Genomic DNA, 15,043 nt, shown 5'->3' on the forward strand with positions numbered 1-15,043 from the left:
CTCTTTACTTGAGTTAAGACGGCTTGATGCATAGCATTGAGCCGTTTCTTTTTATGGAGTGAGAGCATGTACTGGGTCAATGGTCAACGGCGTAATGAAGTGCCTATTCATGATCGATCATTTCAGTATGGCGATGGTTGCTTCACGACTATACTGACCAAAGAAGGTCAGGTGCAGCAATGGTCCTCACATAAGGCGCGATTACAGGCCTGTCTTGATATCTTGCACATACCCGAGCCCAATTGGGATCGGGTATGGCAGGGACTGCAAAGCATGATCCTGCCGCAGGAGAAAGCTGGACTGAAAATACACATCAGCCGAGGTTTGGGAGGGCGAGGTTACAGTCCTACTCAAGTGAGTGAAAGCATTGTTACTATTAGCGCCTTTGCTTTTCCTGCCCACTATCAAGCATGGCGTGATAAGGGATTGGCTGTGGGGATTTGTCAGCAGCGAATGGGATTAAATCCTCTGTTGGCGGGGCACAAACATAATAATCGACTGGAGCAGATCCTACTCAAACGCGAGATGGATAACGCGGGATGGGATGATGGGGTCTGTTTAGACATCAATGGCAAGGTGATTGAAACCACCGCAGCTAATATATTTTGGTGTAGAGATGGGACGATGTTTACACCTTGTTTAAGACATGCCGGAGTCGCCGGTGTTGCGCGTCGACAGATACTCGAACTCGCGCAGCAACAAGAGATTCCTATTGTGATTGATGAATTTACGCTGGAAGACCTATTGAGTGCTGAGGAAGTGTTTATTACCAATGCCTTACTTGAGGTTGCTCCAGTCACACAAATTGGTCAACAACGATTGACGATAGGTAGCATGACGCGACGATTTCAGGAGAGTAGTAATTCGTGATTAAAAAGCGGGTATTGGTGTTGGTTGCTCTGATCGGTATTGTGGCAGGCAGCTACTTTTATGTTGTTAAGCAGATGGATCAGTATCTGGCTCAGCCTTTGATGATCCAAGAGGCTCAGCTCGTCACGATCGCCTCAGGGACCACTCTCAGTCGAGAGCTGGCCCAGTTAACCGAACAAGCTTGGATCCAAGATAGCTTTGTTGCCGAATGGGTACGTCGTTTTCATCCTGAACTCTCCAAAATTAAGGCAGGAACTTACAAGCTACAACCTGATATGTCTTTAGAGCAGGCTTTGGCGCTATTGGTTTCTGGTAAAGAGCATCAATTTTCCATCACCTTCGTGGAGGGCAGTCGTTTTCAAGAGTGGCGGGATATCCTCGCAAGCAACGAAAACATCACCCAGCAACTGACGGGTCTGACTGAAATCGATATTGCGAAGGCTTTAGGCATTGAGCATGAAAAGCTGGAAGGTTTGTTTCTTGCCGAAACGTATCATTTTACGAAAGGAACCAGCGATGTAGAGATCCTCAAACGAGCTAATCAGAAATTGGAAAAGTTTCTACAAGTGACTTGGGAGCATCGCCAAGAGGGACTGCCGATCCAGACGCCTTATGAGGCCTTAATCCTTGCCTCGATCATTGAAAAAGAAACCTCAATTGCCGAGGAACGCGAACGCATTGCGGCCGTTTTCATTAATCGTTTGAATAAGCGCATGCGCTTACAAACGGATCCAACGGTGATTTACGGGATGGGAGAGACCTACGATGGCAATATCCGTAAGAAAGATTTGCGTGCCCGTACACCATATAACACTTATGTGATCAATGGGTTACCTCCAACGCCTATCGCAATGCCCGGAGAAGCGTCAATTTATGCCGCACTCAATCCTGAACAGAGTGATTATCTTTACTTTGTGGCAAGCGGTGAGGGTGGACACAATTTCTCTAAGACACTCGCAGATCATAACCGTGCTGTGCGTGCTTATCTCAAAAAACTTAGAACAAAACAATGAACGCAAAATTTATCGTAATTGAAGGTCTTGAAGGGGCGGGCAAAAGCACGGCGATTCAAGTGGTGGTAGAAACCTTACAGCAAAATGGGATTGATCACATCACTCGCACTCGTGAACCCGGCGGTACGCTGCTGGCTGAGAAGCTGCGCGCGTTAGTGAAAGAAGAGCACCCGGGCGAAGAGCTTCAAGATATTACTGAGTTACTCTTGGTGTATGCCGCGCGAGTACAACTGGTGGAAAATGTTATTAAACCCGCGTTAGCAAGAGGTGAGTGGGTGGTCGGTGATCGCCATGATATGTCTTCTCAAGCTTATCAAGGTGGTGGCCGACAAATTGCACCAAGCACGATGCAAAGCCTCAAACAGACCGCGCTTGGGGATTTCAAACCCGACTTAACCTTATATTTGGATATCGACCCTAAGCTTGGTTTGGAACGTGCTCGCGGCCGTGGTGAGTTGGATCGCATTGAAAAAATGGACATCAGCTTTTTTGAGCGTGCTCGTGAGCGTTACCTTGAATTAGCCAATAGCGATGATTCTGTGGTTATGATTGATGCAGCACAGTCGATTGAACAGGTCACGGCCGATATTCGTCGTGCTTTACAAGATTGGTTGAGTCAAGTTAACCGTGTCTAATCTCAATTCTCTTTACCCTTGGTTAGTTCCCGTTTGGCAGCCTTGGCAAGCGGGATTAGCTGCAGGAAAAATCTCGTCAGCGACGTTAATTCAGGCATCAGAAGGAGTAGGCGTTGAGAGTTTGGTTGAACTCATGGCCCGCACCTTGATGTGTACGAGTAGCCAAAGTGAGCCATGCGGTTTTTGCCATAGTTGCGGTCTAATGCAATCGGGAAATCATCCCGACTTTCATGTTGTTAAGCCTGAAAAGATCGGGAAATCGATCACGGTGGAGCAAATTCGCCAGATGAATCGTATCGCCCAAGAGTCGTCCCAGCTCTCCGGTTATCGCTTGATTGTGATTGAGCCTGCCGATGCGATGAATGAATCTTCCGCCAACGCGCTACTGAAAACGCTCGAAGAGCCTGCACCAAACTGTCTATTTATTTTGGTTACCTCTCGGATTAAGCATCTTTTGCCGACGATAGTTAGCCGTTGCCAAAGATTAGTGCTCCCTGCGCCAACCACTGCGTTGGTGGTTGAGTGGCTAAAAGGGCAGGGGATCACGACGCCTGCTTACGCCTTACATCTTTGCGCAGATTCACCGCTCAAAACCCGTGCCTTTATGCTAGAAGGGGGCGCGGAAAAATATCATGAGCTTGAAAGCCAACTGATGAATGCGCTGAGTGGCGATGTGAATGCGCAACTTAAATGTATCGCACTCATCGATGCCGATCTGACCACGCATTTGTATTGGGTTTGGTGTGTTTTGACCGATGCGCAAAAAATTCACTTTGGTGTGCAGCAAGACTATTATCCCCCAGCAAGTGCCGCATTAGCTGGCCGTTTTACCTATTCTAAACTTCATGTGCAGACAGCGAGCTTGGAAAGGCTGATGGAACAATTGAACCAGTTCAGTGGATTGAATACAGAACTGCTGTTGCTGCAATGGTTATATCAATTTAGTGATGAGGAAACATGTTTGTAGATTCTCATTGTCATCTCGACAAGTTGGATTACCAAGACTTACACGCGGATGTCAGCGATGTGCTCGACAAAGCGCACCAAGCCAAAGTGGAATATTTACTCTCGGTTGGCGTTACGCTTGATTCTTTCCCTAAGATGCTCGCGATGATCGAGCCTTTCTCGCAAGTGTATGCTTCTTGTGGTGTGCATCCACTGGATGTGCAGAGTGATTTCTCGCTCGACCTTTTCCACCAATATGCACAGCATCCTCGAGTGGTTGCGATTGGCGAAACGGGGTTGGATTATCATTACCAACCTGAAACCGCCGATTTACAAAAACTGCGTTTTCGGCAGCAGATTGAGACTGCAGTGGCTCTGAATAAACCGCTGATCATTCATACTCGTAATGCTCAACAAGATACTCTTCAATTACTGAGAGAAGGAAAAGCGCAGCAGTGTGGTGGTGTGATTCACTGTTTCACAGAGGATCTTGCTTTTGCTCAAGCTGCGATGGAGCTGGGATTCTACATCTCTATTTCAGGGATTGTGACTTTCCGACAAGCAACCGATCTTAAAGAGGTCGTGAAAGCCTTACCTCTGGATCGTCTTTTGATTGAAACGGATTCACCTTATCTCGCCCCAGTACCGCATCGTGGTAAAGAGAACCAACCTGCTTATGTGGTCGAAGTCGCTGCCTATATTGCCGCTCTAAAAGGCGTTTCTTTGACAGAAGTTGCGCAAAAAACAACACAAAATTTTCAAAATCTTTTTTTGCGATGAAAATCATATTTAGATAAAAAAGCGAGCGTTTGCTCGCTTTTTTATTCGTCAAATAAATAAGAAATTCTAAATAAGCAGGTGTTTACTGTATTTGTTGAAAAATAGAGCGGAATTCCTCAAATTGTAATTTTGTTACTAAAAATAACATGCATATCTATTTTATTTACCCAGTAAAATTAATGCTATCAATAATTAGTTTTATACAAAACATATGTTTAGGTTGATTTTTGAGTTGAAAATGAAAGGTTGCCGATTGTGATCTAATTAGTAATTTGAAACTTAATTTCGTCGCAAACTAGAAAATTTGAGGGGTATCAAGATATATTTAGAGCCGGAAAATATAATGCAAAAAGTGGTTACATTTTCACTGGGTGCTAACATTTAGGCTACGGGGGTATGCCGTTAGTCCCAGCAATTCTAATAACTTAATCAGGAGCATAAACATGTTTAAGAACGCTTTTGCGAATCTGCAAAAGGTCGGTAAGGCGCTGATGCTGCCAGTATCAGTTTTGCCTGTCGCCGGTATTTTGCTAGGCGTGGGTGCCGCTAATTTTAGCTGGCTACCAGAAGTGGTATCACATCTCATGGAACAGGCGGGTGGTTCAGTCTTTGGTCAAATGCCATTGCTATTTGCGGTCGGTGTTGCCCTAGGCTTTACTAACAACGACGGTGTATCTGGTCTGTCTGCTATCGTCGGTTACGGCATTATGGTTGCGACTTTAAAAGTCATGGCAACTGTGATGGGTGTGAGCGGCATCGATACTGGTGTTCTGGGTGGTATCCTAGCCGGTGGTGTTGCAGCTTGGTCATTCAACCGTTTCTACAAAATTCAACTGCCTGAATATCTGGGTTTCTTTGCAGGTAAACGTGCTGTTCCAATCATCACGGGTTTTATTTCGATTGCACTGGGTGTGGTTCTGTCATTCATTTGGCCACCAATCGGTTCTGCGATCGCCACTTTCTCTGACTGGGCGGCAAACCAAGATCCTGTAACCGCATTTGGTATCTACGGTATCGTTGAGCGTTCACTGATCCCATTTGGTCTGCATCATATTTGGAACGTACCTTTCTTCTACCAAGCTGGTACTTGTGTGAATGGTGCGGGTGAAACCGTTAACGGCATCATGACTTGCTTCCTAACGGCTGACGATGCTTCTCGTGCGGCAGGCAATGGCTTCGGTCAATTGGCAGGTGGCTATTTGTTCAAAATGTTCGGTCTTCCAGCCGCTGCATTTGCTATCGCTCACTGTGCTAAGCCTGAAAACCGTGCAAAAGTAATGGGTATCATGGCTTCTGCTGCTCTGACTTCATTCCTAACCGGTATTACTGAGCCAATCGAATTCGCATTCTTGTTCGTAGCTCCAGTACTGTACGCTATCCACGCTGTATTAGCAGGTCTGGCTTACGTTCTGACTAACGCGCTGGGCGTGGTTCACGGTCATACCTTCTCTAACGGTTTCATTGACTTTGTTGTTCAATCACCACGTGCAGATAACATGTTACTGCTGGTTGGCTTAGGCATTGGCTACGCTGTGCTGTACTACGTAGTATTCACATTCGTTATCCGTGCTCTTAACCTAAAAACACCAGGTCGTGAAGACGAGAGCGCTGATAAATCGGCATCAAGCGGTAATGAGCTGGCTGGTGATCTGGTTGCCGCATTCGGTGGTAAAGCGAACATTACTAACCTAGATGCGTGTATCACTCGTTTGCGTGTATCGGTAGCCGATACTGCTCTGGTTGATCAGGATAAGCTGAAAAAGCTTGGTGCAGCAGGTGTGGTTATGGTTTCTGGTGGTGTACAAGCTATCTTCGGTACTAAATCAGACAACCTGAAAACTGAAATGGATGAGTGGATCCGTAACAACGGTTAATCTCATTCTTCCCCCTAGAGAAAAGGAGACCTTAGGTCTCCTTTTTTATGTTTTGAGGAATCTGCCATTGATCCACAGATTCCTCGTCGTTCTGTATCCGTCTTTACGTGGTTAGGATGAAGCCTTGTCCATCGCTTTCTTTATGCAGATGGCTGCGCCACCCCATGTGATCCCAAGACCGATAATCATCATGATAATTGCACTGAATGTCATTAGTATGCTTCCTTACGTGAGCTTGCATTGATCAGAATCCCGATCACCAATAGCGCAGCGATAATCGCCCAGCCAAGTGTTAAATCGTAGCCACCGTAACCTTCGGTGAAGAGAGCTTGCAGTTTAGTAGCGACGATAATCGCTAAGATAACGGGTGAAACAAAGCGCAGGCAGATATCAAACCAAACCCCAACGCTAAAATCAGAGATGCTGTTGACGTATTTACGAACATCAGAAATCTTCAATAGCCAAGTCATCAATACCAGTTCCACCAAACAGCTGGCCATGATGCCCACGTTGTTCGCAAAGTGGTCAACCAAATCCAGTAGTAGCAAGCCCCCATTGGTTGCAAAAGCCATGGAAACTAAAAAGCCAATACCAATAACGATGTTTGCGGCTTTCTTACGGCTCCAACCGAGCTTATCAATCAGCGCAGAGGTGACGGCTTCCATGATGGAAATGTGTGAGCTCAAACCTGCAACAACCAAGGCTAAGAAGAACAAAGGACCTAAGATGTATGGGATTGGCAACAAGTTGATCGCCGCTGGTAAGGTAACAAAAGCAAGACCAACACCGGCTGAAACGACTTCCGTCAATGGTTTTCCTTGTTCTTGAGCCATATAGCCCAATACCGAAAAGATCATGATCCCAGCCAGTACGGAGAAACCACAGTTGATCAACACGGTCATAAAGGCGTTGTTGGTAATATCGGATTTCTCAGGTAAGTAGCTTGAATACGCTAGCATGATTGCGAAGCCGATACTCAGAGTAAAGAAAATCTGCCCATAAGCGGCTGCCCAAACTTTTACATCCCAGATTTTGCTGAAATCGGGCTGGAACATATAGTTCACGCCATCCAATGCACCGGGTAGGAAGATCATGCGAGCGATCAGAATCAGCACCATGATAAATAGAATCGGCATCATGATTTTTGATGCACGTTCAATGCCTTTTTTAACCCCACCCACAATGGCTACATAAGTGATGACCCAAGCAATCAACATAGCAAATGCAATGTGCCATTGAATGCTGCCTAAATTTGTGGGCGAGTTATCTCCTAACTTCAGGTATTCGCTGAAGAAATAAGCGTTAGTGTCGCTGCCCCAACTCTGGGTAAACGACATACCAAAGTAGGAAATAGCCCAACCAATCACTGCGACATAATAAACAGCAATGACGGCTGCGATCCCAACTTGGAACCAGCCTAACCACTCAAATTTTGAGTGAATTTTGGCGAGTGTCGTTGGCGCTGAACCCCGATGTTTCTGACCCATACTGAACTCTAGGATCATAAACGGAATGCCTGCAGTGACCATGGCGAAAAGATAAGGGATGAAAAATGCACCCCCACCATTTTCATAGGCCATATAAGGGAAACGCCAGATGTTACCAAGGCCAATTGCTGACCCTACGGCGGCTAATACGAATCCAACACGGGATCCCCATTGTTCTCGCTTCATAAACAACTCCTTGTAATATCCTAGGGTATGAAGCTTTTCGTCAGCAGTCGCTGAATCTGGGGGAAAAGGAGGCAAAGTTATCCGTACAATATTTGCGCGGCCAACTTTTGCTCTATCATCCATGATTCCGCAAAAAGTTAGTTATATATATTGGTTGCTGTCCGAAAACCTAGAATTTAATTCTTAGTTACGCGATGTGTGTTTGCGAAATCTGAAATAATCAGCTACGCAATGGTTCGAGACTACCGTTTTATTTTGTAGGTGGCAATAGATTATATAGGTTGCTCGTTTGTTAATTGTAGGTTGTATTCTTTGGGTTTGGGTGACTTTATCGAGGATTATGGTGTCTGATTGGTGAGAGTTAGTGAATCTCACTGAGATCGGTAAATTGAACTGATAGAACTATCTAATATAAAAGAAAGAGTGTCTGTCTAAAAAACAGCCACCCTTTAGAGGATATGCCCAGTTTTGCGAGTTTGTTAAAAATTGGGACTAAAAAGCGGTCATCAGAAGCGAATGGTAAACCCGACATAGGCTGTGGCTTGGTTTAGCCAATCGGACTTAAATTTCACCACGCAGCTTTCTGACGAAGGCAGGGTGCATATCGCGCTTGAATCATTATCAACCATGGTGCCCAACCAGCGTAATTGAGCATTCAGTGCGACGTTGGAGGCAATGCGGTATTCAACACCACCAAATGCACTAGCAGAAAAACCGAATTTCTTATCTGCCCATGCTACATCGGTATAAGCTCCGCCAATACCTAGGCCAATGAAGGAAGAGAGCTTTTCTGCTACTGGATAGTAAATGCTGCTTTGAAAATGCAGATAATGAATAGAGGCATCTTGATTGACTAAAGTTTGGACTTCGGTAGGTTCCGTAGAATAAAACAAGCCAATTCGGCCGTTGTCGTAGGTAGTTTCAATAGCTAAAGCGTAGCTGCTGGAGTTCTCAAGATCATATTGACGGCCAGCTTGATCGAGAACTTTGCCTCCCAAAGTGTAACCGACGGAAGGCGTCACCATCCACTCAGCAGCAGAAAGTGGCGCAAAAAGCAGAAATAACGTGTTGAGAATAAATAGATTTATTTGACGCATATGCAGATCCTAGCCAAGTGTTTGACGACCAAGGTATTGTGATAGTAACTGCATAATCGTGCACGAAAAATCAGCAAATCTTGAAGATACTTCACACCGATGTTATTACTTTGTTGTATAACCAAGGAGGTTTCTATGGAACAAGATCTGAAGTTTGCGCTAGCAATTGTTGCGATCACCTTCACTGTGCTGATCGGCTTTGGAGTGATTGCAATTACACACTAGTCTTGGGTGGTCCTGCAAATGAAGAGTGGTGGAGTTGTTTCTGATGCAAGGACTGAGCTCGATACTCAGCGTCTAGCCAAATACATTGGTGGTAAACATGCACTGGTTGCCCAAGGGGGCGGCCAAAGAGGTATTTTTACGGCTGGTGTACTGGACGCTTTTCTATTATCTAATTTTGACCCTTACCATGAGTTTTATGGCACTTCAGCAGGTGCCTTGAATTTGTGCGCCTTTTTATCTCGCCAAACCGGGTTAAGTAAAGCCTTTATTTTAGAGCTGACCACTCGCGCAGAGTTTTTCCATCTATTTAGCTACATCCGACGTAAACAATATATGAATATGCAGTGGGCGCTGGATCGGATCGGTGAATACCCTTATCGCTTAGATTTGGACATGGCACGTCAGGCTTTAGGTAAGCGCAAGGCTTATGCGGCAGTCACATCTGCGGATGACTTAAAAGATGCTTATTTTCCTATGTTAGGCGCAGATTGGCAGCAAGTACTTTTAGCGACCTGTGCGATCCCTGGCCTTTATCCTGAGCCTGTTACGCTTGCGGGTAAGCAATATATTGATGGGGGTGTTTCAGCATCAATTCCGGTGCAAGAAGCGTGGCGTAAAGAGGCTCGCTTTATCACGGTGATCCGCACTGAATTTATGTCGAAGGAGGAAGAAACGCCATCTCCCTCAGCGACGGAATTACCACTGTGGTTGCGTGAGCCACTGAACCATCTTCAACACCAGCTACAGCATAAGTGGTCAGGATGGCGTCAAGAGTGGAATGAATTCCTGCAACAACAAAAGCTGCGTGCAAAAGAGCAGAAAAAAGAGCAGAAACATCTGGATGCCCTGAATGGTGGGCGCTGGTTATTTGGGGCTGATGATATTTATCGGCTCAGTCATTTATTGGGTAGCAAGTTTGATGCGGGGCTGGCGGATTTATTAATGGTCCACTATCAAACCTATACGCTGACTTCTGAGTTTCTTGACGCACATCATGACGATACATTTATCGCGCAAATTATGCCAAGTGAGCCTTTGCACTCGAATTCGTTATTGAGTTCACCAGAGGCGCTGCAATATGACTATGAGCTAGGACTGAAAGCGGGTTACCGCTTTTTAAAAGCGTATAGTGAAGCTGAGACTTTCCGCAAGGAACTCCCCCGCAATCTGATGTGAGGTAAAGAGAAGAAGGCTATGCAGCCTTCTTCTTGCGATGACTAATAGACAGGTAAGATGCGCATACAGTTGGTGGAGCCTTCGACTCCCATAATATCGCCTTGGGTAATGATCACGAGATCCCCTTCTTCGAGTAGGTTTCGCTCTTTGAGGGCATCTAATGCTGCAATGGCTGCTTCCAGACCGCTGGCTTGTTTGGTATCGAAGTAGAAAGGGATCACCCCGCGCAATAACGCGCAGCGATTGAGGGTTGCTTGGTTGGCAGACATCGCAAAAATCGGGAATACGGAATTGAGCCTTGAGGTCATTAATGCGGTGCGTCCTGATTCGGTGAGCGTGACCATGGCTTTAACGCCTTCTAAGTGGTTGGCTGCATAGATAGTCGACATAGCAATCGCTTCTTCTTCCGTGCGGAACACACTTTTAATGCGATAGTTTTGCTCATTCGACTCAATCATCTTTTCTGCACCAATGCAGACTTCAGCCATCGCTTTGACGGTTTCAACCGGATATTTGCCCGCAGCCGTTTCTCCCGACAGCATCACAGCGTCAGTGCCATCGAGCACCGCATTCGCCACATCCATGACTTCGGCGCGGGTTGGCATAGGGTTACTGATCATCGATTCCATCATTTGCGTTGCGGTAATCACCACACGGTTGAGTTTTTTCGCGCGTGAAATCAGCTTTTTCTGTACGGCGATGAGTTCGGGGTCACCGATTTCCACCCCGAGATCACCCCGTGCGACCATGATGACATCCGAGGCACGAACAATATCATCAATGTTTTCATCACAAGAGACGGTTTCTGCGCGTTCAACTTTGGCGACCATACGCGCATAAAGCCCAGATTCTTGGGCAAGGCGGCGCGCGAATTTCATGTCTTCACCATTGCGAGGGAAAGACACCGCGAGGTACTCAACTTGAATTTCTGCCGCAAGTCGAATGTCATTTTTGTCTTTCTCAGTCAAAGCATCTGCCGACAAACCGCCGCCTTTTTTGTTAATCCCTTTATTGTTGGAGAGAGGACCGCCGACCAAGACTTTGGTGTGGATTTTATTGCCTTCAACTCGCATAACTTGTAACTGCACACGGCCATCATCAAGCAGCAAAATATCGTCGTTACAAACATCTTGCGGTAGCTTTTTGTAATCAATCCCCACGCTTTCTTGCGTACCTTCCCCTTTGGCTAATTCCGCATCAAGAATGAAGTGTTCCCCTTCATTAAGGATAATTTTGCCTTCTTTGAAAGTAGAAACACGAATTTTTGGACCTTGTAAATCACCTAATAAGGCGACGTGGCGACCGAGTTTGGCGGCAATTTCGCGAACTTTCTGCGCACGGTTTTTATGGTCTTCCGCGGTGCCGTGTGAAAAATTCATCCGAACGACATTGGCTCCGGCTCGGATAATGGCTTCGAGAATTTCAGGGCTTTCTGTGGAAGGACCTAAGGTGGCGACGATTTTTGTTCTACGCAAAGTTGAGCTCATATCATTGTTCCTTCGATGTGACAGTAAGGTATACCCTTCCTACTTAACGTTGCTGCGGTGTTGGCTGCCTTTGTCCACCTAATCACATGGAATGTCTATGCTCATGGGGCGAAGAAAGTCAGCTTTGGTTCTCAGCCAAGGCCTCTGGCGGCTGCGCAAATGTGCCGCCAGCCTGCAACTTCAAGTAGTTTGGATATAAGTATAGTGGCTTAGGGAAATTATTATCCTGTTTATACCTGTTCTGTTTGATGCTGCTGATGGTGTTTGTTCTGTTTGGGTATATCGTACCCATCAATAAATGGCAGCAATAAAGGCCAATATTTGGATATAAAACACAAACTTCTAGGTATATGCGTGATATTTGTCACGGCTATCTGACAAAGAACTTCACAATTACTTCGCAAAGTAAAAAAATTGGTCTGTCGTTGAATTCCGGAGCGCCGCATGTACATGGCTCAACCCGGCCATATTGATCATATTAAGCAGATCAATGCGGGCCGCGTATACAAACTAATAGACCAAAAAGGGCCAATCTCTCGCATCGATTTATCGAAAGAGAGTGAGCTTGCGCCAGCCAGTATTACCAAAATTACCCGTGAATTGATTGATGCGCACTTGATTCATGAAACGACGGTTCAAGAGGCGATCAGTCGAGGTCGACCTGCTGTTGGCCTTCAGACCAATAATCTTGGTTGGCAGTTTCTCTCAATGCGGCTCGGTCGAGGTTATCTCACCATTGCTCTCCACGAGTTGGGTGGAGAAGTGTTGATTGATACCAAAATTGATATCCATGAAATCGATCAAGATGATGTGTTAGCCCGGTTATTGTTTGAAATTGAAGAGTTTTTTCAAACCTACGCCGCGCAGTTAGATCGTGTAACCAGTATTGCTATTACGTTGCCGGGATTGGTCAATTCTGAGCAGGGTATAGTGCTGCAAATGCCGCACTACAATGTCAAAAATTTAGCTTTAGGGCCAGAAATTTATAAAGCCACTGGATTGCCTGTGTTTGTTGCAAATGACACGCGGGCTTGGGCTTTAGCAGAGAAATTGTTTGGTCATTCACAAGATGTCGATAATTCTGTGTTGATCTCCATTCACCACGGACTTGGTGCAGGTATTGTGCTCGATGGACGTGTATTGCAAGGTCGCCATGGCAATATCGGTGAGCTAGGGCATATTCAAATTGATCCGCAAGGTAAACGTTGCCATTGCGGAAACTACGGCTGCTTAGAGACCGTGGCGTCTTCACAAGCGATTCGCGATCAGGTCACGGCGCGCATTCAAGCCGGAGAGCCTAGTTGCCTCGCGACAGTGGAAGAAATTTCGATAGAAGATATTTGTGCTGCTGCCGCAGATGGGGATCCGCTTGCTGTAGATGTGATTCAACAGTTGGGGCGTTATTTAGGTGCTGCGATCGCAATTGTGATTAACTTATTCAACCCAGAGAAAATCTTAATTGGCGGTGTCATTAATCAGGCGAAATCGATTCTTTATCCCTCTATTGAGCAGTGTATTCGTGAGCAGAGTTTGCCGGTTTACCATCAAGATTTGAAGTTGGTCGAGTCGCGTTTCTATAAACAAGCGACCATGCCCGGTGCAGCTTTGATCAAGCAGGCGCTCTATGATGGTCTACTCTTAATGAAAGTGGTCGAAGGATAATCTGCCATTCCCATACAAGAAGTAAGAATTTCAGCTTTGCTTACATTTACATTTATACCTAGCGGCTATACTGTTACCTAGGTAGTCATTTAACGGAATTTCGTATGTCAGGTGTTTTGAACACGGTAGACCAGCGTACTAATCTGGTCGGCGAAAACCGATTGGAGCTGTTACTGTTTAGCCTCAATAGTCGTCAAATTTTTGCGATAAACGTTTTTAAAGTTAGAGAGGTGATCAAAGTCCCTCTACTGACCAAAATGCCAGGCTCGCATCCTCATATCACTGGTGTTGCGTCATTACGTGGTGAACCAGTGCCCGTTATCGATTTACGATCTGCCATCGGTTTTCCTCCTCGCCGTGTTCAAGATACGGAACAAAACCTAATCATTACTGAGTATAACCGGACAATACAGGGCTTTTTGGTGGGGCAGGTGCGCAACATCATCAATACCGCATGGACGGAAATCCAGCCGCCACCTAAGTCGGCCGGAAGGGCAAACTATCTAACGGCATTCACGCATGTCAAAGAACAAGACAAGACACATATTGTTGAGATCATTGACGTGGAGAAGGTATTAGCAGAAATCGTCCATTATGATGCCTCAATATCCAAAGAAGTATTGGATGAGAGCCTACTCAACCATATGGATGGTCGAACCATATTGATTGTCGATGATTCTTCAACAGCACGAAATCAAGTGAAAGATACACTGTCCCAATTAGGTTTAAATATCATCGAATGCCATGATGGCTTGCAGGCGTTGAATTTATTGAAATCTTGGTGTGATGAAGGTAAAGACATCTACAGTGAATTACTCATGATGATTACGGATGCTGAAATGCCGGAAATGGATGGTTATAAGCTGACTTATGAAATTCGTAATGATCCGCGTATGAAGGATCTCTTTATCACACTCAATACCTCGCTCAGTGGCAGCTTTAATGAAGCCATGGTGCAAAAGGTAGGCTGTAACCGATTTATTTCTAAGTTCCAACCTGATTTGCTCGTACAAGTTGCTCAGGAAAGATTGCGAGAAGTGCTTTCCTAAGCATATAGGTTGAACCGATAGCATTAAAAAGGCACTCATCGAGTGCCTTTTTAAATGGTGTTGATTGGCGAGTTTACAATACGGCTAACAGAATGCCGCCTATGGTTGCCGCAGCGGAAAGATATTGCCCAGCAGAGTAGGAGGTGTCCTCAACTTCTTTCACTTTTTCGGGGTGATCCATGCCCAAAGCACCATAAGTGAAAGCTTCAACTTTATCGCCGACAGTTTTATCTTTGCTTTCTAGCGCTTTACCTTCTTTTTCAATTTCCTGTAAAGCGGCAAGCAGCGCTTTGCCTTCCTCAGACAAGGTGACTTTGTTCTGCTCTACTTTGAGGGGAGCAGGAGCCGTATCTGGCTTAGTAGGTGTCTGAGATTTAAGCGTAGTGTTGGATGGCAATGTGTGCACGGATCCTGCGCCTATTGGGTTCATACATCTCTCCTAAGTCATCACTCTGAAACTATATCGACCACAAACTAAAAAACTTGCGTGATTTTTACACTTTATGTGTGAAAAACAGGCAAGCAAATGCTGTGCCTGTTTTGAGTGTTTGACGGCG

Annotated in this window: 15 protein-coding genes; 10 read left to right on the plus strand and 5 right to left on the minus strand. The window is 45.6% G+C overall.

The features are described 5' to 3' along the window. The first annotated feature begins 66 nt into the window (after window positions 1-66). The 6 genes from pabC to ptsG all read left to right on the plus strand — a co-directional run bounded on the left by pabC (window position 67) and on the right by ptsG (window position 6,117). Window positions 67-870, plus strand: coding sequence for an aminodeoxychorismate lyase (gene pabC, locus T411_RS0100855; protein ID WP_000289970.1), 804 nt, complete (start codon window positions 67-69; stop codon window positions 868-870). After that, entirely contained in the window at window positions 867-1,883 is a 1,017-nt protein-coding gene (gene mltG / locus T411_RS0100860; RefSeq protein ID WP_000592627.1) for an endolytic transglycosylase MltG, read from the plus strand. The genes pabC and mltG overlap by 4 nt, the downstream gene beginning before the upstream one ends. After that, window positions 1,880-2,518 carry a dTMP kinase gene (tmk, locus tag T411_RS0100865; protein ID WP_000991933.1) on the plus strand — a complete coding sequence of 213 codons (639 nt, stop codon included), beginning with the start codon at window positions 1,880-1,882 and terminating at the stop codon, window positions 2,516-2,518. Before mltG ends, tmk begins: the two co-directional genes overlap by 4 nt. After that, a complete protein-coding gene (locus T411_RS0100870; protein WP_001881747.1) occupies window positions 2,511-3,485 on the plus strand; it encodes a DNA polymerase III subunit delta' in 975 nt (324 codons plus the stop codon). Before tmk ends, T411_RS0100870 begins: the two co-directional genes overlap by 8 nt. Next, on the plus strand, window positions 3,476-4,243 hold the full coding sequence (locus T411_RS0100875; RefSeq protein ID WP_000497154.1) for a TatD family hydrolase: 768 nt from the start codon (window positions 3,476-3,478) through the stop codon (window positions 4,241-4,243). Before T411_RS0100870 ends, T411_RS0100875 begins: the two co-directional genes overlap by 10 nt. 443 nt (window positions 4,244-4,686) lie before the next feature. Then, window positions 4,687-6,117 carry a PTS glucose transporter subunit IIBC gene (gene ptsG, locus T411_RS0100880; protein ID WP_000475679.1) on the plus strand — a complete coding sequence of 477 codons (1,431 nt, stop codon included), beginning with the start codon at window positions 4,687-4,689 and terminating at the stop codon, window positions 6,115-6,117. Window positions 6,118-6,228: 111 nt separating this feature from the next. Here the strand turns inward: ptsG and T411_RS1000000120740 are convergent, their stop codons facing one another. The 3 genes from T411_RS1000000120740 to T411_RS0100895 all read right to left on the minus strand — a co-directional run bounded on the left by T411_RS1000000120740 (window position 6,229) and on the right by T411_RS0100895 (window position 8,887). Further along, window positions 6,229-6,330: a MetS family NSS transporter small subunit gene (locus tag T411_RS1000000120740; RefSeq protein ID WP_000144235.1), complete on the minus strand. Its 102-nt coding sequence runs from the start codon at window positions 6,328-6,330 to the stop codon at window positions 6,229-6,231. Continuing rightward, a complete protein-coding gene (locus tag T411_RS0100890) occupies window positions 6,330-7,790 on the minus strand; it encodes a sodium-dependent transporter (RefSeq protein ID WP_000818005.1) in 1,461 nt (486 codons plus the stop codon). The genes T411_RS1000000120740 and T411_RS0100890 overlap by 1 nt, the downstream gene beginning before the upstream one ends. A 506-nt stretch (window positions 7,791-8,296) precedes the next feature. Continuing rightward, window positions 8,297-8,887 (minus strand): porin family protein, encoded by a 591-nt coding sequence (locus tag T411_RS0100895; protein WP_001248969.1) that lies wholly within the window; start codon window positions 8,885-8,887, stop codon window positions 8,297-8,299. A gap of 135 nt (window positions 8,888-9,022) precedes the next feature. Here T411_RS0100895 and cydH point away from each other — a divergent pair, with 135 nt between their 5' ends. Both cydH and T411_RS0100905 read left to right on the plus strand, forming a co-directional pair. Beyond that, window positions 9,023-9,112 carry a cytochrome bd-I oxidase subunit CydH gene (gene cydH / locus T411_RS1000000120745; protein WP_000434306.1) on the plus strand — a complete coding sequence of 30 codons (90 nt, stop codon included), beginning with the start codon at window positions 9,023-9,025 and terminating at the stop codon, window positions 9,110-9,112. Between the two features lie 18 nt (window positions 9,113-9,130). Then, window positions 9,131-10,288: a patatin-like phospholipase family protein gene (locus T411_RS0100905; RefSeq protein WP_000834946.1), complete on the plus strand. Its 1,158-nt coding sequence runs from the start codon at window positions 9,131-9,133 to the stop codon at window positions 10,286-10,288. A 41-nt stretch (window positions 10,289-10,329) separates the two neighbouring features. Here T411_RS0100905 and pyk read toward each other — a convergent pair whose 3' ends face one another. Beyond that, window positions 10,330-11,775: a pyruvate kinase gene (pyk, locus tag T411_RS0100910; protein ID WP_000099574.1), complete on the minus strand. Its 1,446-nt coding sequence runs from the start codon at window positions 11,773-11,775 to the stop codon at window positions 10,330-10,332. A gap of 444 nt (window positions 11,776-12,219) precedes the next feature. Between pyk and mlc the strand changes: the two genes are divergently transcribed. Both mlc and T411_RS0100920 read left to right on the plus strand, forming a co-directional pair. Next, entirely contained in the window at window positions 12,220-13,437 is a 1,218-nt protein-coding gene (gene mlc / locus T411_RS0100915; RefSeq protein WP_000281794.1) for a sugar metabolism global transcriptional regulator Mlc, read from the plus strand. A 104-nt stretch (window positions 13,438-13,541) separates the two neighbouring features. Continuing rightward, window positions 13,542-14,486, plus strand: coding sequence for a chemotaxis protein CheV (locus T411_RS0100920; RefSeq protein WP_000017256.1), 945 nt, complete (start codon window positions 13,542-13,544; stop codon window positions 14,484-14,486). A gap of 73 nt (window positions 14,487-14,559) precedes the next feature. Here T411_RS0100920 and T411_RS0100925 read toward each other — a convergent pair whose 3' ends face one another. After that, window positions 14,560-14,916: a hypothetical protein gene (locus T411_RS0100925; protein ID WP_001068121.1), complete on the minus strand. Its 357-nt coding sequence runs from the start codon at window positions 14,914-14,916 to the stop codon at window positions 14,560-14,562. Window positions 14,917-15,043 lie beyond the last annotated feature (127 nt).

It is taken from the genome of Vibrio cholerae ATCC 14035, from assembly GCF_000621645.1.
Lineage (GTDB): Bacteria > Pseudomonadota > Gammaproteobacteria > Enterobacterales > Vibrionaceae > Vibrio > Vibrio cholerae.

What these genes read in the sequence shown, in the direction of transcription:
- pyk (WP_000099574.1), bottom strand. Translation starts at nt 11,775, where the DNA reads ATGAGCTCAACTTTGCGTAGAACAAAAATCGTCGCCACCTTAGGTCCT.
- mlc (WP_000281794.1), top strand. Translation starts at nt 12,220, where the DNA reads ATGTACATGGCTCAACCCGGCCATATTGATCATATTAAGCAGATCAAT.
- T411_RS0100905 (WP_000834946.1), top strand. Translation starts at nt 9,131, where the DNA reads ATGAAGAGTGGTGGAGTTGTTTCTGATGCAAGGACTGAGCTCGATACT.
- T411_RS0100875 (WP_000497154.1), top strand. Translation starts at nt 3,476, where the DNA reads ATGTTTGTAGATTCTCATTGTCATCTCGACAAGTTGGATTACCAAGAC.
- ptsG (WP_000475679.1), top strand. Translation starts at nt 4,687, where the DNA reads ATGTTTAAGAACGCTTTTGCGAATCTGCAAAAGGTCGGTAAGGCGCTG.
- T411_RS0100925 (WP_001068121.1), bottom strand. Translation starts at nt 14,916, where the DNA reads ATGAACCCAATAGGCGCAGGATCCGTGCACACATTGCCATCCAACACT.
- cydH (WP_000434306.1), top strand. Translation starts at nt 9,023, where the DNA reads ATGGAACAAGATCTGAAGTTTGCGCTAGCAATTGTTGCGATCACCTTC.
- T411_RS0100895 (WP_001248969.1), bottom strand. Translation starts at nt 8,887, where the DNA reads ATGCGTCAAATAAATCTATTTATTCTCAACACGTTATTTCTGCTTTTT.
- tmk (WP_000991933.1), top strand. Translation starts at nt 1,880, where the DNA reads ATGAACGCAAAATTTATCGTAATTGAAGGTCTTGAAGGGGCGGGCAAA.
- T411_RS0100920 (WP_000017256.1), top strand. Translation starts at nt 13,542, where the DNA reads ATGTCAGGTGTTTTGAACACGGTAGACCAGCGTACTAATCTGGTCGGC.
- pabC (WP_000289970.1), top strand. Translation starts at nt 67, where the DNA reads ATGTACTGGGTCAATGGTCAACGGCGTAATGAAGTGCCTATTCATGAT.
- T411_RS1000000120740 (WP_000144235.1), bottom strand. Translation starts at nt 6,330, where the DNA reads ATGACATTCAGTGCAATTATCATGATGATTATCGGTCTTGGGATCACA.
- T411_RS0100890 (WP_000818005.1), bottom strand. Translation starts at nt 7,790, where the DNA reads ATGAAGCGAGAACAATGGGGATCCCGTGTTGGATTCGTATTAGCCGCC.